This is a genomic window from Drouetiella sp. (assembly GCF_059504425.1).
On the sequence record NZ_JCACIN010000046.1, the window covers coordinates 259,198 to 283,266 of the forward strand.

Consider the following 24,069-nt stretch of genomic DNA (forward strand, 5'->3'; position numbering starts at 1 on the left):
AAAGATTATCCATACTTTGTGGATTAATAGAGAGCCTCTACTGAATGATTACTGCTGTGATTCTGCTCGTGGCATTGGCACTATTGGGGTGGGGTTTCTACCGCGCCTTACCCCTTGGCAAGCCGGGAGTTTTGGCGTGGCTGCAATCCGTAGCGCTCATGCTGCCTTGGTTTCTATTTTTTGGTCTGTCGGCAGTAGGTACATTCATTAATCTTGCAGAAGCCTTGTCTTTGCTGGTCGGCTCTACACTGATCTACATTGCTTTGGGCAGATGGCTACGAGATATAGTTGGCAATGATCCGGAGAAGTATATCTCTCCGGCTCCCACGCCTCCTCTAGCTCAATCTCCGCCACCTCCAGTTGCTCAGGCGGAACCCGTTCAAGATGCAACTCCTGCCCTTCCGGCCGCCGACCTTCAGACAATTCGCGGCATTTTTGGAGTAGACACGTTCTTTGCAGTCGAAGCTATCCCCTATCAGGCAGGTGTCATCTTTAAAGGCAATCTGCGGGGAGAGCCACAGTCCACCCATGAGCGCCTCTCTGTCCGACTGAAAGAGCGCCTAGACGATCGCTATCGCCTGTTTTTGGTGGAAGGCATGGAAGACAAGCCCGTTGTGGTGGTTCTGCCCAGCAGTAGTGATCCCAAGCCCGCTACGGTTTCGCAGATTGTGCTGGCTATTGGGTTAGGTGTGGCGACGATCGCGACCTGTTTAGAAACCGCAGGGCTAATGTTGGGATTCGATTTGTTGACGACTCCCGCCCGACTGCTGGAAGTTTTGCCGATCGGCGCAGGGATTTTGCTGACTTTGGCAGTTCATGAGATTGGGCATCTGGTGCTAGCAAAGCGCTACCAGGCTCAGCTACTGCCGCCCTTTTTCTTGCCTGTGCTGCAAATTGGCTCTTTTGGGGCAATTACGCGCTTTGCTTCCCTGCTGCCTAGCCGCACTGCCCTGTTTGACATCGCTTTTGCGGGGCCAGCTGTCGGCGGGTTGACTGCTTTGGGAATGCTGATTGCAGGTTTGCTGTTGTCCCATCAAGGGAGCTATTTTCAACTTCCTTCAGAGTTTTTTCAGGGATCGCTTTTGGTAGGACTGCTTGCCAAGGTCGCTCTAGGCAATGCGCTTCAGCAGCCTGTTGTTGATGTGCATCCGCTCGTAGTCATTGGCTGGCTGGGATTGGTGATGACGGCAATTAATTTACTGCCTGCCGGACAGCTTGATGGCGGACGGATCTTACAATCCATCTATGGTCGTAAAGTGGCGGCTCGCACCACCATTGGCACTCTGATTGTTGTGGGTTTGGCGGCTTTGGTCAATCCGCTGGCGCTGTATTGGGCGATCGCCATCCTGTTTTTGCAACGTGATTTAGAACGTCCTGCGCTCAACGAGCTAACGGAGCCAAATGACGCAAGAGCCGCGCTAGGTCTACTGATTCTGTTTGTGATGGCGGCAACGCTGCTGCCCTTAACCCCAAGTCTGGCAAGTCGCTTGGGCATTGGGGGCTAATTGTAGAGATTAAGTTCACAGGGTGCTTTTTGAAGACTACTTTACTCAGAGGCTATTTTTTAGAGGCTAAATCTACCATGGCAGTTCCCCCAGTTATTTTGGTGTTTGATATCAGCGCGCTGTCGGTTTCTTCTCCTAGCGAATGGCAAGAGTTTTCACGAGTCGGTAGCTGCTACATTCCTCAAGTGGTTTATGAGGAAATGAAGCTAATGTTCGATCGATCGCCCGATCCAGACTTAGAGAGAATCGCAAAAGCGTTTAACCGCTTCTATGCCTCTAGCGGCTGGCAAATTACCGATGCCAATGCCCACCACCCTACGCTGAAGGTTGGGTCTGGACAGGCGTTAACGCGCCGCTCTAGGGTCTCATTAGCGGTGGGGCGCTGCGCCTTTGCCCTGTCCCAAAATTTCTCTAATAGCCTGGTGGTATTGGTTTCCAAAGACCGAGCCTTGCTGCAACGGCTCTATGAAATTCCGGTGGTGAATCTGTGTGGCATTACGGGAGAATCTCTCCTGCAATGGAGCCGTACCGGACAGCGCCCCATTGCCGTCAGCCAGAAATTTCAGCAATTTCGGACTGCCTATGGGATGCCCCCTGCCGCCCCTGCCTATCAGCGTACTTCTCCCACCCGAACGACTCCCCAGACTAAGCCTACGATCGTTCGGAATACTGTTTCAAGACCTGATTGGTTGCCCGATGTGATATCGCTGCTTTTGGCGGTGGCAGGATTGGCGATCGCGGCCTATCTCATTTGGTTTCTTTTGAATAGCGCTGATCTCAAAAAATACTGGCCTCAAACTCTTGCCCCTCACCAATTGCCGTTCAAAGAATTGCAGGTGGCAGTTGACAAGAAGTAATTCTTTTGGCTAATCTAGTAAAAGTGAAAAGGAACCTGCCCCCATCGTCTAGAGGCCTAGGACACCTCCCTTTCACGGAGGCGACGGGGATTCGAATTCCCCTGGGGGTATCCAAAACTCAAGATACGGAACATGACCTGTAGGAAACTTCTTACAGGTCATGTTTTTGCGTTCTTATCTATCTCTACTTTTAAGATTGGCTAGTGGCAACCAACGATATCTATGTGGTGGTGTGCAGGTAATGATTTTTTGTGGTGTGGGCTTTGCCCACACCACAAAAAATCATTACCTTTTAAGGACTATTATCCATTCTTGGGAATGTTATTAATTAATAACCTCTCCCCCGTTACTTTTTAAAAATGCTAGGATGATACCTGAGATTAAGTATCGGTGGCAGCGTTTGTTTCAAGTATTAAAAGTTTTTCTACGTTTGGTATTGGCAGGCTTCTCTCCGAGATTTTTCTCTACAAGTTTTTCAATTTTGGAGATGAGTTAATGTCGATTTATATTGGTAACCTGTCCTATCAGGTGAGCGAAGCTGACGTAACGGCTGTATTTGCAGAGTACGGTTCAGTTAAGCGAGTTCAGATACCGACCGATCGCGAAACGGGTCGAATGCGCGGCTTTGGCTTCGTAGAAATGGGTACAGACACTGAAGAACAGTCTGCTATTGATGCTCTAGATGGATCTGAGTGGATGGGGCGTGATCTGAAGGTCAACAAAGCTAAACCTCGTGAAGATAGAAGTTCTTTTGGTGGCGGAAATCGTAGAGATAGCTTCTCTCGTAACTAATAACCCTTAAAGGATGGTTGGAAAGTCCAACTATTGGTAGGGAAACGTTTCAGATTCTCCTCGATCCGCCTTAAAAAGGAGGACTTTGAATCCATTTCTCCCTTTCTAAGCGGGCAGGGGGATCAGCAGGTGCCTAAAATCACAGCCGACCGCTTTTAAACATCCTCTTAAGTTATTGTATTCATTTCTTTTACTAGAGGTATTTTATCTCTAGCTAATTTCAAGGTTCAGGCAGTAGTGTCTGAACCTTTTTCATGCCTATTAATAACAATTCTTAGCCGCCTATCCTAGACTGCTTGCGCCTCTAAAAATACTTTCTGTTTGCACTGTCACAACCAACAATAGAGTTGGCTTTTCAAACAAATAAATAAGCTTATTTATTAATTCTGATATTAAGCCCATCACTTCATTCGCTCTATTCTCTTGACAAGATTAATCAAAAAAGAGTACCCAAGTCGGGTACTTATCAATGGCTTGTAGTTGAAGGATTATAGATTCATTGGAAGCCAAAGTAACTGAGCCAAAGAACGAAAAACTGAAAGCTGATTCTACGAAGGCTTGCAACTCAATCCATAAACTTGAAATCAAAAAAGGGAAATTATCATGTCTAACGAAATGCAAGAAATGGCAGCCCGCGCAGCACGTTCTCAACAAATCTCAACAGTGGTAGGTGTGCCTGGACAACGTGATGAAAATACACTATCTGAGACACGTTCTGAAGGTATTGTCGGTCCTGTAAAGTTCACGCTTTCTAACCTGGATATCAAAGGCTTGGGCAACGTTCCTGCTGATCCTGCCAACTCGCAGTATATCGCCGCTGAAGATGAGTTTTTTGTTGCCAGCGTTGATATCGAGTTTAACAAAACTCCTCTGACTGAGCTACTGATGTGCTTAGGAACCCGGATCAATATTGACTTTGCGCTTGAAGGCTATGGCAAGAAAGCATCAGAACTGAATTTGGGTGCTACGATCCTGACTCAAAAAGGGGTATTCAAGTACAGCCTGAAGACGATTCCTACTCGTCCCGTTGATCAGAATATGCCTGCTGGTCTTTATGCAATGGGCGCAGTTGTTACAGTTGGGCCTGTTGAAAACGCTTGCACCACTAAGATCTGGGGACATGGCTACATTGAGCAAGTGCTGCTTCAAGTCTATGCTTCGGGTCAAGAGTAATCTTTTCCAGATGAGAGTAACGCTGATTGAGGCGTAACGATCGCCTGGTAAAGTTCAAGACTCTGACAGACCTGGCAGGGCACGGTACCTGCCAGGTTTCCTATTGAAGGTTATAAATGTGAAGGTTATGGTCATCGCCAGTTTTCTTAGGACATTTAGGGTGGGGCGCTTCGCGCCCCACCCTAAATGTCCCTGTCCTAACCGCCTTGGCGGTTGCTATATAAATGTGAACAGGATTGCAGCAAAATTCGGTTTGGATATCTGCAAACGTTATTAGAAACGTCGTTAGAAATTAACCAACGGAGAGAGGGTGCTATCTATTTGCTTAACCCTCAGCTAATAATTGACTCTGCATTTGTCATATTGAATAGACCTCTTGCAAATTAGGTTTAGTGGGGGTGCAACGCTCACTAAACCTAATCCCAAAACTTTAATCTGTAAGAGGTCTAATGAAGCGCTGGCGGAGTTGAAATATCTTGTCTTCTAACGCGACGTTGAGATTCTTCATTTCGCTAAATTCAGAATGATAGTCATAACCTACCGCAATTTTCAATAGAAGCTGCGCGGAGAGCGGCTTCCAAAAAATAACTCGTACTTAACCAAGCTTAAAGCACTGTATGTTGTCAGTATAAATTTAGGGAGATTAGTCATGATCCATAAGCTAAACACGCCTCAGAATCTCAAAGACTGGATAGGCACAAGAAAGCAGCCCCAAAGATGCCCTATTTGCTGCATTTTGCCACCGCAAATGTTAGATCACATTATCCGGCATGGCGACGATAATCAATGTGATTGGGCACTTAAAACCCTGAGAGCCTCAGAACAATTTCGCGGCAGACGTTCTGCTGTAGGTAACATCTCGTTTGCGGTATCGCCGGGTCGAAAGCGACGCACAATCTACGATGCTAAAAACAGCCAGTCTCTTCCTGGTGTGCTAATTCGAGGGGAGGGCGACCCGGCCTCTACCGATGAGGCAGTCAATGAAGCTTATGACGCATCTGGAGCCACTTACGATCTGTTCAAAGACATTTATGGACGCAATTCTATTGACGATAACGGATTGCGATTAGACTCCACCGTACATTTTGGTGTGAACTATGACAATGCCTTCTGGAATGGCGATCAGATGGTCTATGGCGATGGCGATGGTCGCTTATTTAATCGTTTTACTATCGCGATCGATGTCATGGCTCATGAACTCACCCATGGAATGGTTGATTACACAGCGAAGTTAAAGTATGAGGACGAACCCGGTGCGCTCAATGAATCCTTCTCTGACGTGTTTGGGACATTGGTCAAACAGCGATCGCTCAACCAGACAGTCCATGAGGCAGATTGGCTGATTGGTGCCGGACAGCTAGCTGTCGGGGTGAATGGTGTGGCGCTCCGCTCCATGGCAGCACCCGGAACAGCCTATGACGATCGCGTTTTGGGGAAAGACATTCAGCCTGCACACTACAGCGACCTTTATCGAGGCACTTCCGATTTTGGAGGGGTGCATATCAATTCTGGTATTCCTAATCGCGCTTTCTATCTTGCTGCTATGGCGATCGGCGGTTTTGCTTGGGAAAAGACTGGGAAGATTTGGTACCTTACGCTGAAGAAAGAGCTATCTCCTGAGGCAAATTTTCAGCAGGCAGCTGAGGCAACTATCCAGATTGCAGGGCAGATTTATGGTAGCGACGGGGACGAACAAAAGGCGGTGAGTAGCGCTTGGCAACAGGTTGGAGTTCTTTAAATAGCAAAGCATAAGTCTTGCAAATCTCACCTGAACGCAGTAGCAAGTTTAGAAAATTAAACCTAAAGCTTCAATATAGTGTATGCTGCACAACATCTTTATGCAGCACACACAAACTATGGCACTGATCAATCACCGTCCTCACCGTGCAGCTATTCGCTTCAAGGCTAAAATGCAGCTTCTAGAAACAACTGACGAGTTTTTTGGAACGGATGATTGTTTCGAGTCGGCTAATCCTCTTCTAGAAGAACTGGCGGCAACTTTATTTCAATCTAGGCAATACCTAGTGTTTTACGAGCAGCATCACTCTAAACAAGAAGCAAAGCAGGCAGAGGACAGACTGGCTCAGGAGCTAGCAGGGATCTATCTGCAAGTCATGAGACATCGACAAAATCCTGTCGTTCAAAGCCTCAATGCTTTGCTGTAAGCAGTGGTCAAAGCTGGTCATGTGGCTAACCAGTCTTAGAGAATGTTTAAAGGGTAACAACTGCTGTCTAAATCGCCCCCCAGATCCCCCAAATCCCAGGGACTTTCGAGCCAGTTCTTGTTGAGAGTCCCCTAAAGTTGAGGGACTGGGAGGCGAATGCAGAACATTCTGTACTCCTCAAGTGTGCTCTTGTACCAGCTGTCACGAGCAGATGCAAACCCTCAAGGTAGCTCTGCATGATGCAGGTTTTCTTTGGGTAAACTATGACATTCCACAACACCTTGCTAATGCTGCTTGATCAAGGCAACGATGTCTCTCATCTTTTTATGATCTAAAGCTGCAACATGAGCAGATCTAGAAATCTTTGCCTCTTCCCGGCTTTTGAAGGGACCAAACTGGTAAGTTTGCTGGGGAGCGGAGATAAAAACTTCCACCCACCATGATAATGCTGTTTGATCCGGTGATAGTGTATTCATCAGAGATACCTGTAGATTTTTTTAACGGAGTTTAAAGCGATCGAATTTAAAAGGTTTCTACCGTACTAGGAATATGAAAAGGGCAGTTTGATACATACGCTTCGTTTAGCTAGATCCAGTGGATACTGGTGCGTTGGCTATGTATGGAAATCGCTAACTGCGATCGCCTACCATGATTTTAGCGGTTCACTGGGGCGTGTATAGCTTCATTGAGCTGAGACAAATTAAAATTCAGGCTGACTGGAAGCTTGTCATTATTAAAGTTATACAACCCATACAGGTGTAGCATCTATCAATTTGTAGAGATTGGTAGAGACAAGACAGTAGAAATAACGCTGGAGAAATAACACTGGGAGAAAGCTGCAAGGCAAACAAGGTAGTGTCAGCCTGTGCAATCACTTTTATATCACCTTAAAAGATAGTACAGGAATGATTGAAATCGCGTCTATTCAACTATTTGAATTGTATAACTTGTGTCATATAAATTGAAATGTATTAAAACTTCACTTAGGCTGTCTTAAATCAGGTGTGAGATTTCTCCCTGCTGTTGAGATTCTTTCTAGCCCGACCAGCTCATGAGGCAATAGCAAAGCAGCTTCAATTTCTTGCCGCACGGTAACGGTTACTTCGCAGTTGCTATTGAGGCAATCGAGCAGTAATTGATTTGCATCACAGTATCGCTGCCATACTTCCTGCTGCTCTAGACTGAAGTCAAAAACAATATCTAGAAAAATTCCCCAACTCAGCATAGAGGCAAGCACTAGGTGCGGAACAAGATGAGGCTGATGGGTGAGGGCAAAATAGAATGTGTGAATTGCAGCAGGCTGTGGAGAAGCGACAAGAGGTTTGTGCGCTGCCCAAGTTAAAAGTTCTTGCAGATCAGCGTCTTCAGTCCCGATCGCATCAATTTTTTGTTTCATTAGCTGCACTAAAGGATCAGCGGTACGCAGCATTGCCGCTGTCATGAGAAAAACTTCTCGCCAGCGGGATTCATTCATATGGCTAACTAACTGTTCCAATGAGTGATCGGTGGCATCTGAATTGTGATTGGCTACAATTTTTCGAGCCGTAAAATATTCTTGAAATATTGGGTAAGAGAATGAAAAAATTCCCTGCACCTGTTCTGTTAAAATTCCATGCTGTGATTCGATCGCTTTAAGTATCCTTTCGCTCTCTAACTGCGATTCTTCTAATTCTATCGAAGCATTAGGTAAGCCCTGAATGTAATCACTGATGTGGTGCTCGATAACCTGTTTTCCAAAAAAATAATCCTCCTGCTCAAAGGTGATCTTAGCAACTTGGCTCAGAAGCTTCAGCTTTTGGGGCAGTAAGCAACCGCAAAACATTTCGTCTCGCTCAACGCCTTTGGTTTCATCCCATTTGCTGAGCAGCAGATCTAAACATTGCTTATAAAATTGCGATCGTCTAATAGGAAATCTACCCTGGTAATGGAAAATCCAGCAGGCAAGGTGAAGAAATAGCGGCGTAGTGACAAGCCGACGGAGAGGCATATTTTCCGCCAAGTCTAGTTTCTGAATAAAATGAACTGCCTGCACTTGCCCAGCGTGGGTCGTGGTCTTCGTTAGGGTAGTAAACCATTTCTGAGCAAAATCCACAATTTGGTCTTGTGTAAAGGGAGCCATCTCTACATCTGTGAAGCGCCTGAGAGTGGCAGCTTGAGTTGCTGTACGACAAGTTACGACAAATAGGTTCCGCTGATACTTTTCGGAAAGTCTGCGAATTTCTTTAACAACCGCCTTGCGTTCTTGATGCAGCACTTCATCCAAGCCATCTAGCAAGAGCAGCATTCTACCCTCTTGAAGCAGAGTTCTGACTACGGATGGGTCTGAAATTCCTGAGGTGAGAAACTCATCATGCAGGTAGGTGCCTAAACTCAGCTCGTCTGGGTCTTTAGCTTCATCGACAAAATCTCTCAAGGTGATAAAAACAGGAACTCGCTCAGCAGCAAAGCTGCCTTGGCTGCATCGAATTGCCAGATGCTGTAAAAAAGTGGTTTTCCCTGCCCCTGGCTTCCCCAAAACCCTCAGTTTTGAGTAGGTTTCGACGGCTTCTACCCCCGCAATCTGGGTTTGAGAAACATCTCCTAATCCAAATCGATTGAATTCTTTGGGCGTGAAGCGCTGTAGGTCGGCTAATTCTAACCACTGTTGGCTCGGAATCTCTTCCAGAGTATTGACATTGATATAGATGTTGTCAATTTCAACGGGGTGGCTGATATTCAACAGCTGGAGAGTGCCGCACTGATGCTGAATTTTGTCCCGACGCTGCAATCGCACCTGTTTGACTAAAGCATCAATCTCGGCAACCGAAGTGCTGGAAACCCCTCCAAGCTTAGGAAAATCCGAAGGCGGATCGATCGCTATTTTTCGCCAATCTAGCTCCAATATTAAGCAAATTTCCAAAAAAACCTGCCGCTCAATCGGCTGACCTGTAAAAAACCGCCAAATTGACTGGCGTGTTTTTAGCCCGACTTCTCCCGCTAGGTTTTCTTGCGTCCATCCCTTCTGGGCAAAAGCACGTTTCGCTTGCTCAATACCGAGAGGTGATGTCCGAAGCGATCGTTTGACCATGAGATAAAACCTCTGGTCTCTACTGTAAAGTCATATATACCACTAACACATATCAATCTACGATTATCCTCTGTATTGTGAATCTATCGTTTTACCGAAATCAAAAGAATCCACAAGTTTCAGGTGAAACAAATTCACGCTATTGAAGGAGCATAAGCTTTAAGGTAAGAGCTTTTCTCACTCAGAACACAGCAAAAAATCCTTAACCCTTAAGGACTACCGATTCAAGATGCGCTCAGCTGTACGATTCAGCCCTCTCATAGGCGCGATCGCGATCAATATTTTTAGGGGTGGTATTCAGGTAATGATTCTGTGTCGTATAGTCTTTACCCGTACAGCACAAAATCATTACCGACTGAGCACTACATTGTTATTGCTGCCATTTCTCCCTACCGTTTGAGAATTGCCGTTAGGGAAATAGTGGTAGAGACTGGTTCACTTCAATCCGGTCGTTTCAGAACACCAGGTAATCTATCTCCCTCATAGCTGTACTGCTGAAGCACCGCCATCAGCTGGGGAATAACTGCTGCTTGAGACATAGATTGACTTCAGAGATAGATTGACCTCAAGAAAATTTGCGCTCCTACTTGACATTATACTGAACGTTCGGTAAATTTTAGTTGTACCAAACGTTCAGTATAGATAATTGTCCCACTCACCCATTGGAAATTGAACCCATGCCTACAACCTTCCACACCATCGCGATCGAGGGACTCAATATTTTCTACCGAGAAGCAGGTTCCAAAGATAAGCCTACGATTGTGCTTCTGCACGGTTATCCAGCTTCATCTCATATGTATCGAGATTTAATCAATCAATTGTCTGATCAATTTCATTTAGTTGCGCCAGACTTTCCTGGGTTTGGCAACAGCGATACGCCGTCCATTGATCAATTTGAATATAGTTTCGATCGCCTTGCCGACATCACCGAGAATTTTTTGAAAGCGCTAGGACTGACTCGATTTAGCTTTTACTTGCAAGACTATGGCGCACCTGTTGGCTTTCGGGTTGCGACTCGACATCCTGACTGGATTCAAGCGCTGATTTTGCAAAACGCCAATGCCTATGAAGAAGGTTTAACTTCCGCTTGGCAAGCGCTCCGAGATTTGTGGCGCGATCGCACCGAAGCCACTGAAACTGCTGCGCGTGAATTTTTCAAGCGCGACACGACAATTTTCTTTTACACGAGTGGAACACGCGATCGGCAAAATATTAACCCCGACAACTGGAATTTGGATCAATCTTTTCTCGATCGCCCCAACAACGCTGCCGCTCAGCTGGAATTGATCTACGACTACCGCAAAAATCTAGAGAGCTACCCAGAATGGCACGCCTATTTCCGTACTCATCAACCGCCCACGCTCGTTGTCTGGGGCAAGAATGATCCGTTTTTTGGGCCTGAAGGTGCTAAAGCCTTTGCACGAGATTTGAACATAATTGAGACTCATCTGCTCGACACTGGACACTTTGCTCTGGATGAAGAAGGTGAAGCGATCGCTCATCAAATTCGCCGCTTTCTTCCTGCTCACATCGCCTAATTTAAAGTCACCTAATTCAGAACCTATTCACTCTACAAGGACTACCCGAAGATGATTAAGCTTTACGGTCACGAAATCTCTGGCAATAGCTACAAAGTTCGTCTGTTTTTATCTCTATTGCAGCTTGAATTTGAATGGATCAAGGTTGATTTGTCGAAAGCAGAACAAAAATCACCCGAACATCTAGCGCGCAATCCTTTCGGTCAAGTGCCAACGCTGGTGGATGGTGCTATCACCTTATCGGACTCACAGGCAATTCTCGTCTATCTAGCGCGGCAATATGGTGGCGAGCCATGGCTACCGATCGAGGCGCTGCCTCTGGCACAGGTTGTGCGGTGGCTATCAACATCGGCAGGAGAAGTCCGTCAAGGGCCTGAACATGCGCGGCTCTACCATTTGTTTGGAGCAACTGACATTAACATTGAAAGGGCGAATCAGAAGGCAGCGTTTATCCTGACGCAATTGAATCAGCATTTGAGCGATCGCACCTGGTTAGAGTTTGAGCGCCCAACGATCGCTGATATTGCCGTCTTTCCTTACATTGCTCTAGCACCAGACGGCAAGATTGACCTTGCTCCTTACCCCAATGTGCGGGTGTGGATCGATCGGGTTAAGCAACTTCCAGGCTATATCGCTATGGCAGGGATCTGAAAAAGCTGGCGCTGCTGGTTTTATGCACGAATTTCTTAAAAGGTTTGCTCCGCGCCCCTTTCAAAAAAATTCATACCCAGATTTAGCACTGCCAAAAATCTGAGCCTCAATATTGTACTAACCAAGGAGAGAAAGCATAATGAGCCATTCAGGCTGGCTGCACACCGAATCCCCCTTTCATCCTGGCGAACTGGCAATTCAAGCCCAGCTCGGTGTCCAGGAGCAAATGGACAAGCAGGGACGACGCGTGATTCGAGATTATCTTCCTGATCAGCACCGTCAGTTTTTTGCCCAGCTCTCCTATGTGATTGTGGGCACAGTTGATGCCTCTGGTTCGCCCTGGGCTTCCATCCTGGCGGGCGAACCTGGCTTTCTCTCCTCCCCCGACGATCGTTCTTTACAAGTTACCGCTAAACCTCTGTTGGGCGATCCCTTAGCCACCATTCTCAGAGCAAGAATCGACATTGGATTACTAGGAATTGAGCTTCATACCCGGCGACGGAATCGTTTGAACGGCACTGTTACTGCAATTCACCCGGATCGCTTTGATGTGCAGATAGTACAGAGTTTTGGCAACTGTCCTCAATACATTCAGGCACGTCTGCTTGAGTTCAGCGAGTCGGATATCGCGGCGCCTCAGTCTGTCCATTTGGTTGAAGTGCTAGGAGAACCCGATCGCGCGATGATTGCTGCGGCTGACACATTCTTCATTGCGACTGCCTATCAAGACGCTGCTGCCGCTGGTGGCGTAGATGTTTCCCATCGGGGCGGCAAACCGGGTTTTGTCCGAATTGATGGCGATCGCACATTAACGATTCCTGACTTTTCTGGCAATGATCACTTCAATACCTTCGGTAATTTAAAGCTGAATCCCTATGCAGGACTGCTGTTTATAGACTTCGATCGGGGCAATCTGCTGTATCTAACAGGAACTGCCGAAGTGATTTGGGAAGGGGATGAAATTCGGGCTTACGCAGGAGCAGAGCGATTGTTGCGCTTCCGCCTCTCTCATGGGTATCGCGTAGAGGGCAGCTTGCCGTTACGCGGGTCAGCTCCTAATTTTTCGCCCTTTCTCGATCGCATGGGTTCCTGGTAGAAACGCACTGTCTACCAACCTCTAGGAGATTTTGCGGGGACACAGCCTCAGCTCAACTTCTAGCTAAGCTCGTGGCTAAGCTCCTCCGATTCAGCGTGGACTGCATCTGCTTCAGCTTGAATCGCCAGCAATAGCTCTTCTTCTTGAGTCTCAAAATCTTCTTCTGAAATTTCGCCCATATCGAACGCCAGCTGAAGCGAGAGTAAGCGTTTGCTTAGATTCTCTTTTTCGTCAAGCGCTATGTTGGCTTGCTCTAAAATTTTTTCGCCAATCCAGGCAATACCATTCAAAGGAGCAGTAAGAGGAGCAACAAGTAGATCAAAAAACATAGGGAGTGGGGGAGTGGGGGAATGGGGAATGTCAATCTAAGATCGATTAGGCGAGCTGAGCGAAGTTGAAGGGAGCTGTGAAGTTGTTGTAGCGAAGTCTCAAACGGTTCTCAAAATGGCGATCGACTTCTTCAATTTGCTCTCCAAACTGTGGTTCTGCCTCCCAAGGAATCAGATAGGCAGCGTTATAGATCATCTTTTCGGTGAGAACATCGTTTTCCACAATCTCGATCGCTAGCGGATTTAAAGCGTCCTGAAATCGAGTCACAATCTCTTGCTTACGATCGTCCATTGCCCGTTCAATTGACTGTCCAATTTTCACCACCTGATCCATGCTGAGAGATCTGCCTTCTAAGCGATCGCGTTTGGTTCGCAGATCGTCGTTTTCTCGCATCAGCGATTCCAGTTCAATCTCCGGTTCCCAAAAGATCTTAATGCTGACTTCTCGATATCCCTCTAGTTTGTTGAAAAGCTGCTTGAGGCTATCCCCTTTTGGCACAGTCAACTGCTGACGCACCATTTCCCAATCGCTGATGATTAAGCCAAACTGCAACGGCAACAGCGTCGGATGACCTTGCTGCATCACCTGCTCTAAGACCCGCTCATGACCCAACAAGTTTTTGCGGCTGGCAAGGTAGCGATCCTGCTCGGTTTCCGAATACAAAAACATAAAGTTATCTAGTTCGTGCATTTGCACAGGCTGCTGGTCTAAGCCTTCTAGCTGCAAATCTGAACGAATGGAAGGGGGGAAAATGCCGTATAGATAGAGACCGTTTGCCATCATGAACTCCTGGAGGAATTGGTGTAGAGGGCGATCGAAGGGGGCGATCGCCTTTTCTATTCCCTAGAGTTCCCAGGTTGCTCTTGAAAATTCAGATCAAGCAAAATTGAGATCAAGCAAAATTATCGACTCATCCCTAGGTGATGCTCTAGACACGTTGTTGGTGTTTGTGAAAGGGGCGTGGAGCGCCCCTTTCACAAACACCAACAACAAATTTGAAACACTACCAGCCGATCGATGGTTCACGGTAATTACTTTCGCTCGGTAACGACGTGATCGATCGCTAGACATTTTGGCGCTAGCAGGCTTAGAGGAGCGGAGTCAGTATCATCCAGAAAACCTGTCGGGCGGACAACAACAGCGGGTGGCGATCGCTCGTGCGTTGGTCAGCCATCCCCAAATCGTGCTGGCAGATGAACCCACGGCTGCGTTAGATAAGCAGTCTGGTCGAGATGTGGTTGAGCTGATGCAAAAACTTGCTCAAGAACAGGGCGGCACTATTCTGATGGTGACACACGATAATTGAATTCTCGACGTTGCCGATCGGATTATCTATTATGGAAGACGGCAAGCTGACTAAAACCTCAGAAGCCTTTACACTGAAAGAGAGGAAATTAAGATATCTGGCTCTCTTCTCCCCAGGGGAAAAGGTTGGGGTCAAGAACGTTACTTAATTTGCTGCTGAAAGTAATCGCGCAAATCGGCTGCCAAGGCTGGCACTTGGAGGGCGCGGCGCACCAGGTCTTCACTGGCTTCACGCACGTAGATTTGCACAATATCGGCAACGGTGACGTTGTTTTCGTCACGGCTCACCCGCTCGATCGCATCTCCTGCACCCACTTCACCTTCCTGCACCACTGAAAAGTAGATGCCGCTCAAACGGCTGTTCAAGAAGCGCTTGACCATATCATCGCGCCCAAACTTGAGGTTGAGCTTGAAGCAAGGGAACCGGGGTTGTGTCACCATCACCTCGGCAGCGCCAATGCGAAAACGATCGCCAATATTCACTGCTGTTTCCGACAAGCCCTCAATCGTCAGGTTTTCGCCAAACGCGCCCCAAGAAAACGCCTCATCGGGTAATTCTTGCTGCCAGTAGGCGTAATGCTCCTTGGGGTAAGCGTAAATGGCTTTCTCGCTCCCACCATGAACCGTCAGATCCGCCTGTCGATCGCCGTCTAGATTGAGCGATCGCATCATCACTCGCCCATCCACAGGCTGCTTAAAAATTCCGGTCATGACGGGTCTGCCCTTCCAGATAACCTCACGCGGCTCTCCAACGCAAACGGAAGTAAGTTTCATCTGGCAGCCTCTTCAACAGCTTTCTGAGACTTTACCGCATCTTCGCGTTGCTTTCTCATTACAGTTAGCTTTTAGTTCCTGCCATCCAGGATAGTTGGAGATACAATTCTTAAATGCCCCATAGCGTTTTTGCGTAAATCTGCCGCGATGACAGAACCCGGAAGCTACAAAGATACGGTTAACTTGCCCCAAACCCAGTTTGATATGCGCGCCAATGCCGTCAAACGAGAACCCGAACTGCAAAAATTCTGGGCAGACCACAAAATTTACGAAAATCTGTCAGAGCACAACCCTGGAGAGCCGTTCACGCTGCACGACGGGCCTCCCTACGCCAATGGGGCGCTGCACATCGGTCATGCGATGAACAAAACCCTCAAGGACATTATCAATAAGTATCAGCTCTTGCAGGGGCGCAAAGTTCGCTATGTGCCCGGTTGGGACTGTCACGGACTGCCGATCGAGCTAAAAGTCCTCCAAGAGATGAAGCCTGAAGAGCGTAAGAATCTCACGCCCTTAGAGCTGCGTCAGCGGGCAAAAGCATGGGCATTGCAGCAGCAGCAGCAGCAGAGCAAAAGCTTTATGCGCTATGGGGTTTGGGGCAATTGGGAACATCCTTACCTGACGATGCTGCCCAAGTATGAAGCGGCGCAAATCCATGTGTTTGGTCAGATGGTGCTGAAGGGCTACATCTATCGCGGCTACAAGCCCGTTTACTGGAGTCCTAGCTCTCGCACGGCGCTGGCTGAAGCAGAACTAGAATATCCGGAAGGGCATACTTCGCAGAGTGTGTATGCCGCGTTTCGGATGATTAGCCTTGCAGATGCGGCGGCGGCACTCCAGCCCTACTTATCGGAACTGGGGGTTGCTATCTGGACGACTACGCCCTGGACGATTCCGGCAAACCTGGCGGTAGCGGTCAATCCCGATCTGAAGTATTCGGTGGTAGAAGCGGCAAACCTGCCGTTTAAGTACCTCATTGTCGCAACCGATCTGGTGGAACGCCTCTCTCAGCTATTTGAAACTGAGCTGACGGTGAAGGCAACCGTCACGGGCAAAGACTTAGAGCATTCCACCTATCAGCACCCCTTGTTTGACCGCCAAAGTCCGATCGTCATTGGCGGCGATTATGTGACCACCGAATCGGGTACGGGGCTGGTGCATACTGCTCCGGGTCACGGGTTGGATGACTTTATCGTGGGTCAGCGCTACGGACTGCCGCTGCTGTCGCCTGTGGATGATGCCGGGGACTTCACCGATGAGGCGGGCAAATTCAAGGGGCTGAATGTCTTGAAAGATGCCAACGGGGCGATCGTCGAAGCCCTAACTGCCGCTGGATCGTTGCTGAAGGAAGAAGCCTACGCCCACCGCTACCCCTACGACTGGCGCACCAAAAAGCCCGTGATCTATCGCGCCACCGAGCAGTGGTTTGCCTCGGTTTCCGGGTTCCGCGATCAGGCATTGGAGGCGATCGCCGCAGTCACCTGGATTCCGGCGCAGGGCGAAAACCGCATCACCTCAATGGTGTCGGAGCGATCGGACTGGTGCATCTCGCGCCAGAGAAGCTGGGGCGTACCCATCCCGGTATTCTATGACGAAGCCACGAATGAGCCGCTGCTGAATGCTGAGACGATCGCTTGGATTGAGCAAATCTTTGGCGAAAAAGGCTCGGATGCCTGGTGGGAGATGTCCGTGGAGGAATTGCTGCCGGAGCAGTACTGCAACGACGGACACACCTACCGCAAAGGCACCGACACCATGGATGTTTGGTTCGATTCTGGCTCTTCTTGGGCGGCGGTCTTACAGGCGGGAGCCTACGGCGGTGAGCCTTTGCCCTATCCAGCAGACCTTTACCTGGAAGGCTCCGATCAGCATCGCGGCTGGTTTCAGTCGAGCTTGCTGACTAGCGTGGCGGTGAATGGCTATGCGCCCTACAAGACGGTGCTGACCCACGGCTTTGCCCTAGATGAGCAGGGACGCAAGATGAGCAAATCGATCGGCAACGTAGTCGATCCGGCGATCGTCATTGAGGGCGGCAAAAATCAGAAGGAAGAGCCAGCCTACGGCGCGGATGTATTGCGGCTGTGGGTGTCTTCGGTGGATTACTCCAACGACGTGCCTCTGGGTAAGAACATCCTGAAGCAGCTTGCCGATGTCTACCGCAAGATCCGCAACACCGGACGATTTTTGCTGGGCAGCCTGCACGACTTTGATCCGGCCGATGCGGTGCCCTATGATCAAATGCCCGAACTCGATCGCTATATGCTGCACCGGATGACGGAAGTCTTCGCCGATGTCACCGATGCCTTCGAGAGCTACCAGTTTTTCCGCTTCTTCCAAACCATCCAGAATTTCTGCGTGGTGGATTTGTCCAACTTTTACCTAGATGCGGCAAAAGATCGGCTCTACATCAGCACCGAGAATGCCCTGCGGCGGCGAAGCTGCCAGACGGTGCTGGCAGTCGCGATCGAGAATTTGGCAAAGGCGATCGCTCCTGTTCTCTCTCACCTAGCCGAAGACATCTGGCAATACCTGCCCTACAAAACGCCCTACCAGTCGGTGTTTGAGTCGGGTTGGGTGAAGCTAGAGGACTCCTGGAAGCAGCCGCAGCTTGCAGAAACCTGGGAGCAGTTGCGCGACATTCGGCAGGAAGTCAACAAGGTGCTGGAGCAGGCAAGAGTTGCCAAGGCGATCGGCTCTTCCCTAGAGGCAAAAGTCCTGCTTTACGTGCCTGACCTGACGCTGAAGCAAAAGCTGCAAGCCATGAATCTCACGGACAGCCTCAGCAGCAATGGCGTGGATGAACTGCGCTATCTGTTTTTGACTTCACAGGTGGAGCTATTGGAAACGCCCGATCGCCTCTCAGACTCTAAGTTCCAATCCCAATCCGATGCGCTGGGCATTGGCGTAGTCGATGCTGAGGGAACGAAATGCGATCGCTGCTGGAATTACTCCACCCATGTGGGCGAATCTACAGTCCATCCCCTGCTGTGTGAGCGCTGTGTGGAAGCGATCGACGGTCAGTTTTAAGATATATGCGTCAGTATCGTGATGTTCATCTATAGCAACCGCCAAGGCGGTTAGGATGGGGACATTTTTGGTGGGGCGCGCAGTGCCCTACCAAAAATGTCCTAAGGAACATGGATTTAACAAGATGTAATTCTTGGGGTAGGGGCTTAGCATTGCTAAGCCCCTACCGCAGATCGGTTGTACAGATTATTTAATCCACGATCCTAAGCCAACTGGCGGGCCATATAGGCAGATTTGCTGAGTGGTTCACGGATTTTATCAAGAAAGCATGGTGTAAAAAAAATACTTTCTCGGACGACATACTGAGAAAAACTGCCTAAATTAAAGGAGTTTCCCCTTCCTGCTTAGGATATTTTGATATGCAGAATGATATGCCTGTCGAGAATGCACCCGATTTAATGCCCTTGCCCGACCAGAAAGAAGAAAGCGAAATGCCTCCAGATATGGATGATTCACTGCCTCCAGAAGCCAGTGAGAATCGGATACGAATCAAAACTCAGCGATCGGGCAAAGGTGAAAACCGCAAAGAAAAACATCGGCATCCAGGTCTTGGAACCGAGGGTAACGATGTTCTCACAAATAATAAGGGCGGTAAAGTCAAGCTCAAAGGGGGTGCGGGCGATGACAAACTTATTGGCGGCAAAGGTAAAGATCTGCTTGTAGGGGGTGAAGGAAATGATGTCCTTTTTGGGCATAGAGGGCCAAACATCCTGGAGGGTGGTGCTGGAAGCGATATTTTTGTACTGAATCGAGGGCGCGGCCACAATGTAGTTAAAGACTTCAATGCCTTAGAAGGCGACAAGCTGGTGTTGCCCCAAAAACTCAGCTTTGAAAATCTGACTTTCAGGCAGGTTGGCAATCACACCTCGATTCAGCAGGGAAATCGTAAGGTTGGGCTGTTGCTTGGAGTTCAAGCCAGCTCGATAACAGCAGATATTTTTGTCAAGCCACCTGTGTTAGCAAACCTGTCTCCTCTGACCACTCCAGCTCCAGTGTAATAGCGTCCTATAGCTGTCGCCGTCCTAACCGCCTTGGCGGTTGCTATGGAATTTTTCAGGTCGAACAAAGGAGGGGTTAGGCTCTGCCTAACCCCTCTTTTTGTAGCTGCAAATGCTTGCCTCAGAATCATTGTGCGATCGAAAATCACTCACCTAAAATGCCCTGAGCTTAATTCCCCGAATCGAGGCATCCAGCAGCTTGATCGGATGTATGACAGGCACAGATTTCCCTTGAAGTTCCAGGTGCTTCAAAATTTGCAGCGAACAGCCCGGATTAGAGGAAGCAATCATCACCGCTCCCGTATTCAGCAGGTTGTTGACTTTCATTTGCCCCAATTCCTCAGCCACTTCCGGTTGCAGCATATTGTAGACCCCAGCACTACCACAGCAGAGCGCTGCGTCGATCGGTTCTCGCACCACCACCCCCGGAATCTGGCGCAAAAGCTGGCGCGGCTGGAGGCTAATTTTCTGCCCATGTAGCAGATGGCAGGCGTCCTGATAAACCAGCGTTAGCGGCTCATCTTGCAGCGGATGCAAGGGCGCAACTAGACCGATCGCCCCTAAAAACTCCTGAATATCTTTGACCTTGTGGGCAAATTCTTTGGCTTTGTCGCAATATTCCGGGTCGTCCTGAAGGATATGATCGTATTCCTTCAAGGTATGACCGCAGCCCGCCGCATTGATAATGATGGCATCGACTTGGGTATCCGCAAAAGCATCAATCATCTGCCGAGCCAGCGATCGCGCTTGGTCTTCCTGTCCCTGATGCTGGGGTAGCGCCGCGCAGCATCCCTGAGACTTGGGAATCACCACCTCGCAGCCGTTAGCGCTCAGCACTCTTGCGGTTGCCTCGTTCACGTCGCTAAAAAATAGCCGCTGGACGCAGCCTAAGATCATGCCCACGCGATAGCGCTGTTTTCCCTGCGCCGGAACCACGGTCGGCAGATTGTCTTGAAACGACTGCACTGTAACCTGCGGCAACAGCGATTCCATTGCCGCTAGTCGGGGCGAAAAACGATCGAGCAGTCCAGTTGCTCTGACTAAACGCGAGATGCCCAGCTTTTGGTAAATGCCCAGCGGAGCCAGCAGCATTCGCAGCCGATCGGGGTAGGGAAACATCGAGAATAGAAGCTGACGAAAGAGGCGATCGCCCCAGCCACGCTCGTGATTGCGCTCAATTTGGGGGCGGGTGGCACCAATCAGCTTGTCGTACTGCACGCCAGAAGGACAGGCCGTGACACAAGCCAGACAGCCCAGGCAGGAATCAAAATGCTGAACGGAGGTAGGCGAGAGCGGTGCGCGTCCTTCGTTAATGGCATCCATCAGGTAGATGCGACCTCTGGGAGAATCAGTCTCTTTGCCCAGCACCCGATAGCTGGGGCAGGTCGAGAGGCAAAAGCCACAGTGAACGCAGGCATCAATTAGCTTAGGATCAGGCGGATGCTGGAGATCAAAACTGGGATCAAAGCTGGTGTCGAGAACGAGGTTGGGCGTTTCTGGTGTGGAGGATGCGGTCATTTTGGGCTGAGGAAGGAATGAATTTCTGGAGCTTTTTTGTCTGTTTTTTTCAAAGCGTCTCGGCTAAATACCGCCGACAAACCGACCGGGACTGAAGAGATTTTCGGAGTCAAACTGCTGTTTTAGCCGTCGCATAATCTCCAGCGAATTGCCAGAATAACCCCATACATCTAGCTTCTGCTTGATGGCGATCGGCGCTTCCAACACCGTCAAAAATCCGCTCTGAGCTTGGCAGATTTGCCGCAGGTCGAGGATGCTTTGGAGAGATGCCGAACAGCGTACCGTTCCTAATCCGCTACTGGCGTGAAAGGTGGCGATCGCCGGGGCTAAATCGGGCAAGCCTGCCAGCTTGACAAGCGTTTCCACCACTCTGGCAGGCAATACTCCTATTTTGCAGAAAATTTGCGGTTCAGGGGGGCGATGCTCCATCAGTTCTTGCCGTTGGTGCCATAGAGAGTTTTCGGGGTCATCGGTCAGATCAACGCTGGATAATCCCAGCGTTTGGCTGATTTTTAGCACCTGCTCTGTCTGCTTTTCCACGCTAATTTCAATGCCTTGGAACCGCGCTATCAAACCCAGGTCTGCGCCGCGTGAGCCGAATAGCGCCTTCACCGCCTCAGCCGAGAGCAGTTCGATCGCCGTTGGGGTTAGGCCAGAGGCTCGTAGGGTAGAAGTGGCTTGAGCGATCGCCTCGGCATCTCCCGTCAGCACCACCGTCCGAGATGCCGCAGGTAAGGGATACAGCCGAAAGGTGAGTTCGCCAATTGCCCCCAACGTGCCGTAGGAGCCAGTAAACAGTTTCATCAAGTCGTATCCGGCAACATTTTTTACGACTCGCCCACCTGCCTTTGCTGTCTGACCGTCCGTTCGCGCTATGGAAATACCGATGAGGAATTCACGGATGCCGCCGTAGCGCTGCCGCAGTGCGCCTGTGTCTGCCGTTGCCACAATGCCGCCTACTGTCGCGATCTGAGGATATGCCGGATCGGCGGTGAGAAATTGCCCTGACTTCGCCAGTAAAGCCTGAAGCTCGACAAACCGCATTCCTGCCTCAACGGTAACGGTCATATCTCCAGCCGCGTGTTCAATCAGCCGATTCATCCGAGCGGTGCTGATAACGACCTGAATACCCTGCGCCAGACCGCCCCAGTGGAGCTTGCTGCCACTCCCACAGAGCAGAACTCGCCAGCGCTGAGTATGGGCACAGGCGATCGCTTCGGCAAGTTCTGCTAGGGTGCTGGGATAAATAATGCAGTCGATTTGTGTCTCTGGCGTAATGGCTTGGGCAATCTGAGATTGGAGGCTGGGCTGAATAGCATTCAAGGTTTCCCAACTGCAAACTGCATCCGCACCCAGAATATGTTCAAACGTTTGGGCGATCGCGCTCATTCAATCAAAGGAAAAGTAGAGAGGGTCAGTAATCCTACCCTACACCCGATGCTTGCCTGTTGATCCGTTTAATTCAATAGACCTCTTGCAAATGAGAGGTTCTGGATTAGGTTTGGTGGGAGCGTAGCCGCCAAACCTAATTTGCAAGAGATCTAATCCGTCAATTTTCAGGAGACTCTGAATCTCAATGAATGCGATCGCTCCTCATTCCAATCTGGATAACGATGCCGACTCGAACACGCTGATTCATCAAGTGGGCAAGGTGCTAATTCTGGCGCATCGAGAATCGACTGACCTGCTGCAATCGACCTTTACCCAAGCAGGGTTTGAGTGTGACGTGCTGCGGCAAGCCGACAAGCCCGAATACCAGACTTACGCCTCAATCTATCGCTGTTTGCTCAATCATAGTCAAGCCTGGGAATTCGCCGCTCAGGCACAGCAGCCCACCCTGATTGTGGAAGCCGATTTTGTGCCGATCGTTGATCTTGGGAAACTGCCGCTGCCCTTTAGCCCCGACCAAGCCAGACTAGAAAATGTGGGCATGGCATGGCTCTACACTTGTGCGCCGCAGATTTACAGCGTCACCGTAGACGGATTTGCTGAGGGTTTCTCGACAGCATTGGTGGCGTACATCCTCACGCCCCAAGGAGCAAGGGCGCTGCAAGGCTTTGTTGGCGAAATTACGGTACGGCACGGCACAGGATACTACAACTTTGATTCTGAAATTGACGGCTTTTTACGCGCTCAAAATCTCAAGAACTATGTTCCTTTTCGCAACTATGGTGAACATGGCGGCAGAGCCAACCCAGAACATCGGCGCAACGGCATGAGTGGTCTGCATCGGGCAGATGTGCTGTGGGGAAGCTTAGCATTTTTACCAATCTATTCAGAGGGTTCTCATCTACGGCTCTTTGGGGCGCGTTTGCAAGCTCGCTTCAAGGGCATTGCCCGTCTGGCGATGGGCAAATACCTACGCCCCAAAATTGTTAAAAGCTCCAGAACTCCAGGTCGGCTCATCAGCTTTGCAATCCGACGGCAGTTAACGCTTTAGGCAGTTAACGCTTTAGATAGGCTAACGTTACGCTGCGCTTCACTCATGTGGCACTCTATAAGATATTCACCGCAACACATACCCGATACTCCGCACTGTGTGAATCAGTCGTTTGGGGTATTGCGCTTCCAGCTTGCGTCGTAAGTAGCCAATGTAGACCTCGACAACGTTAGATTTGCCCATGAAATCAAACCCCCAAACCTGCTCTAAAATCTGATCTCGGCTCATTACTTGTTCTGAATGCTCGACCAGATAGTCTAATAGATTAAACTCTGTGGCGGTCAGCTCGATTTCTTGTCCATTTAGATGAATCTGTCGCGCATTACGATTGACCAACAAATCGCCATATTCTGCTAAATGAGACGGTGCGTTTTGCGATCGCCGTAATCCTGCCCGAATTTTTGCTAGCAGCTCCTCCAGGGCAAACGATCGCGCTAGATCCGATCGCACGAGGCAATGATCGGCACCCGCATTGAGTGCAGCAACACAGGCTGAGCTATCTTCAGCGATCGCAATAATCACAGTTGAGCTACGGGTAGCCCGCAAACGTTGACAAATTTCTAAGTACGAAATGCCAGGTGATGAACTACTCAAGATGACCAGATCTGGACAGGTTTCTCGAATGCTCATCAGACCCAACGTACCGTCCTGACAGAGGTCAACATGATATCCCTCGTAGGACAGCTCTAGCCTAATCAGTTGAGCGATTTTGTCATCGCTCTCAATCACGAAAATATGTGCTGAACCTGTTTCTGACGGGGTATGTTGAGGAGAAAAACATTTAGCCTGCATTTTTAATCTCCATAATTTTACAGCAATTTTCAATTGCATAA

Annotated in this window: 20 protein-coding genes, 1 tRNA gene and 1 pseudogene; 14 read left to right on the forward strand and 8 right to left on the reverse strand. The window is 49.2% G+C overall.

Translation table 11 applies throughout. The features are described from left to right. Positions 1–44 precede the first annotated feature (44 nt). The 7 genes from AC5JMP_RS11865 (at position 45) to AC5JMP_RS11895 (ending at position 6,492) form a co-directional block, all read left to right on the forward strand. The gene (locus AC5JMP_RS11865) at positions 45–1,505 is read left to right on the forward strand and encodes a site-2 protease family protein (protein WP_495851669.1); all 1,461 of its coding nucleotides are present in this window, start codon (positions 45–47) and stop codon (positions 1,503–1,505) included. Between the two features lie 77 nt (positions 1,506–1,582). Then, complete coding sequence (locus AC5JMP_RS11870) at positions 1,583–2,362, forward strand: PIN domain-containing protein (RefSeq protein WP_495851670.1); 780 nt, start codon at positions 1,583–1,585, stop codon at positions 2,360–2,362. Positions 2,363–2,399: 37 nt separating this feature from the next. Further along, positions 2,400–2,472: transfer RNA gene (locus tag AC5JMP_RS11875), tRNA-Glu, on the forward strand. Between the two features lie 385 nt (positions 2,473–2,857). After that, positions 2,858–3,154: an RNA-binding regulator gene (gene rbp / locus AC5JMP_RS11880; RefSeq protein WP_495851671.1), complete on the forward strand. Its 297-nt coding sequence runs from the start codon at positions 2,858–2,860 to the stop codon at positions 3,152–3,154. A 603-nt stretch (positions 3,155–3,757) separates the two neighbouring features. Continuing rightward, positions 3,758–4,327 (forward strand): hypothetical protein, encoded by a 570-nt coding sequence (locus tag AC5JMP_RS11885; RefSeq protein ID WP_495851672.1) that lies wholly within the window; start codon positions 3,758–3,760, stop codon positions 4,325–4,327. A gap of 649 nt (positions 4,328–4,976) precedes the next feature. After that, positions 4,977–6,065 (forward strand): M4 family metallopeptidase, encoded by a 1,089-nt coding sequence (locus AC5JMP_RS11890; protein ID WP_495851673.1) that lies wholly within the window; start codon positions 4,977–4,979, stop codon positions 6,063–6,065. A 100-nt stretch (positions 6,066–6,165) separates the two neighbouring features. Then, positions 6,166–6,492, forward strand: a complete 327-nt coding sequence (locus tag AC5JMP_RS11895; RefSeq protein ID WP_495851674.1) for a hypothetical protein — start codon at positions 6,166–6,168, stop codon at positions 6,490–6,492. A gap of 284 nt (positions 6,493–6,776) precedes the next feature. On the opposite strand, the gene AC5JMP_RS11900 is transcribed toward AC5JMP_RS11895, so the two are convergent. Together AC5JMP_RS11900 and AC5JMP_RS11905 are read right to left on the reverse strand one after the other, a co-directional pair. Beyond that, the gene (locus AC5JMP_RS11900; protein ID WP_495851675.1) at positions 6,777–6,968 is read right to left on the reverse strand and encodes a DUF1816 domain-containing protein; all 192 of its coding nucleotides are present in this window, start codon (positions 6,966–6,968) and stop codon (positions 6,777–6,779) included. A 503-nt stretch (positions 6,969–7,471) separates the two neighbouring features. After that, positions 7,472–9,559, reverse strand: a complete 2,088-nt coding sequence (locus AC5JMP_RS11905; protein ID WP_495851676.1) for an NACHT domain-containing protein — start codon at positions 9,557–9,559, stop codon at positions 7,472–7,474. A 677-nt stretch (positions 9,560–10,236) separates the two neighbouring features. On the opposite strand from AC5JMP_RS11905, the gene AC5JMP_RS11910 reads away from it, so the two are divergent. The 3 genes from AC5JMP_RS11910 (at position 10,237) to AC5JMP_RS11920 (ending at position 12,844) form a co-directional block, all read left to right on the forward strand. After that, positions 10,237–11,097, forward strand: a complete 861-nt coding sequence (locus tag AC5JMP_RS11910; protein WP_495851677.1) for an alpha/beta fold hydrolase — start codon at positions 10,237–10,239, stop codon at positions 11,095–11,097. A 51-nt stretch (positions 11,098–11,148) separates the two neighbouring features. Then, the gene (locus tag AC5JMP_RS11915) at positions 11,149–11,748 is read left to right on the forward strand and encodes a glutathione S-transferase family protein (protein WP_495851678.1); all 600 of its coding nucleotides are present in this window, start codon (positions 11,149–11,151) and stop codon (positions 11,746–11,748) included. 139 nt (positions 11,749–11,887) lie between these two features. Next, complete coding sequence (locus AC5JMP_RS11920) at positions 11,888–12,844, forward strand: pyridoxamine 5'-phosphate oxidase family protein (protein ID WP_495851679.1); 957 nt, start codon at positions 11,888–11,890, stop codon at positions 12,842–12,844. 59 nt (positions 12,845–12,903) lie between these two features. Here the strand turns inward: AC5JMP_RS11920 and AC5JMP_RS11925 are convergent, their stop codons facing one another. Both AC5JMP_RS11925 and gvpF read right to left on the reverse strand, forming a co-directional pair. Then, positions 12,904–13,173 (reverse strand): gas vesicle protein GvpG, encoded by a 270-nt coding sequence (locus tag AC5JMP_RS11925; protein WP_495851680.1) that lies wholly within the window; start codon positions 13,171–13,173, stop codon positions 12,904–12,906. A 46-nt stretch (positions 13,174–13,219) separates the two neighbouring features. Then, on the reverse strand, positions 13,220–13,954 hold the full coding sequence (gene gvpF, locus AC5JMP_RS11930; protein WP_495851731.1) for a gas vesicle protein GvpF: 735 nt from the start codon (positions 13,952–13,954) through the stop codon (positions 13,220–13,222). 292 nt (positions 13,955–14,246) lie between these two features. Between gvpF and AC5JMP_RS11935 the strand changes: the two are divergent. Next, positions 14,247–14,628 (forward strand): annotated as a pseudogene (locus AC5JMP_RS11935) (ATP-binding cassette domain-containing protein); the annotation flags it as partial. On the opposite strand, the gene AC5JMP_RS11940 reads toward AC5JMP_RS11935, so the two are convergent. Continuing rightward, a complete protein-coding gene (locus AC5JMP_RS11940) occupies positions 14,621–15,253 on the reverse strand; it encodes an MOSC domain-containing protein (protein WP_495851681.1) in 633 nt (210 codons plus the stop codon). The pseudogene AC5JMP_RS11935 and the gene AC5JMP_RS11940 sit on opposite strands and share 8 nt — an antisense overlap. Positions 15,254–15,400: 147 nt before the next feature. On the opposite strand from AC5JMP_RS11940, the gene ileS reads away from it, so the two are divergent. Together ileS and AC5JMP_RS11950 are read left to right on the forward strand one after the other, a co-directional pair. After that, positions 15,401–18,280, forward strand: a complete 2,880-nt coding sequence (gene ileS, locus AC5JMP_RS11945) for an isoleucine--tRNA ligase (RefSeq protein WP_495851682.1) — start codon at positions 15,401–15,403, stop codon at positions 18,278–18,280. Positions 18,281–18,639: 359 nt separating this feature from the next. After that, entirely contained in the window at positions 18,640–19,278 is a 639-nt protein-coding gene (locus AC5JMP_RS11950) for a hypothetical protein (protein ID WP_495851683.1), read from the forward strand. A gap of 153 nt (positions 19,279–19,431) precedes the next feature. Here AC5JMP_RS11950 and AC5JMP_RS11955 read toward each other — a convergent pair whose 3' ends face one another. Then, complete coding sequence (locus AC5JMP_RS11955; protein WP_495851684.1) at positions 19,432–20,796, reverse strand: (Fe-S)-binding protein; 1,365 nt, start codon at positions 20,794–20,796, stop codon at positions 19,432–19,434. A gap of 63 nt (positions 20,797–20,859) precedes the next feature. Continuing rightward, on the reverse strand, positions 20,860–22,185 hold the full coding sequence (locus AC5JMP_RS11960) for an FAD-binding oxidoreductase (RefSeq protein WP_495851685.1): 1,326 nt from the start codon (positions 22,183–22,185) through the stop codon (positions 20,860–20,862). Between the two features lie 187 nt (positions 22,186–22,372). On the opposite strand from AC5JMP_RS11960, the gene AC5JMP_RS11965 reads away from it, so the two are divergent. After that, complete coding sequence (locus AC5JMP_RS11965; RefSeq protein ID WP_495851686.1) at positions 22,373–23,236, forward strand: LPS biosynthesis glycosyltransferase; 864 nt, start codon at positions 22,373–22,375, stop codon at positions 23,234–23,236. Positions 23,237–23,302: 66 nt separating this feature from the next. On the opposite strand, the gene AC5JMP_RS11970 is transcribed toward AC5JMP_RS11965, so the two are convergent. Continuing rightward, the gene (locus AC5JMP_RS11970) at positions 23,303–24,028 is read right to left on the reverse strand and encodes a response regulator transcription factor (protein ID WP_495851687.1); all 726 of its coding nucleotides are present in this window, start codon (positions 24,026–24,028) and stop codon (positions 23,303–23,305) included. Positions 24,029–24,069: the final 41 nt, after the last annotated feature.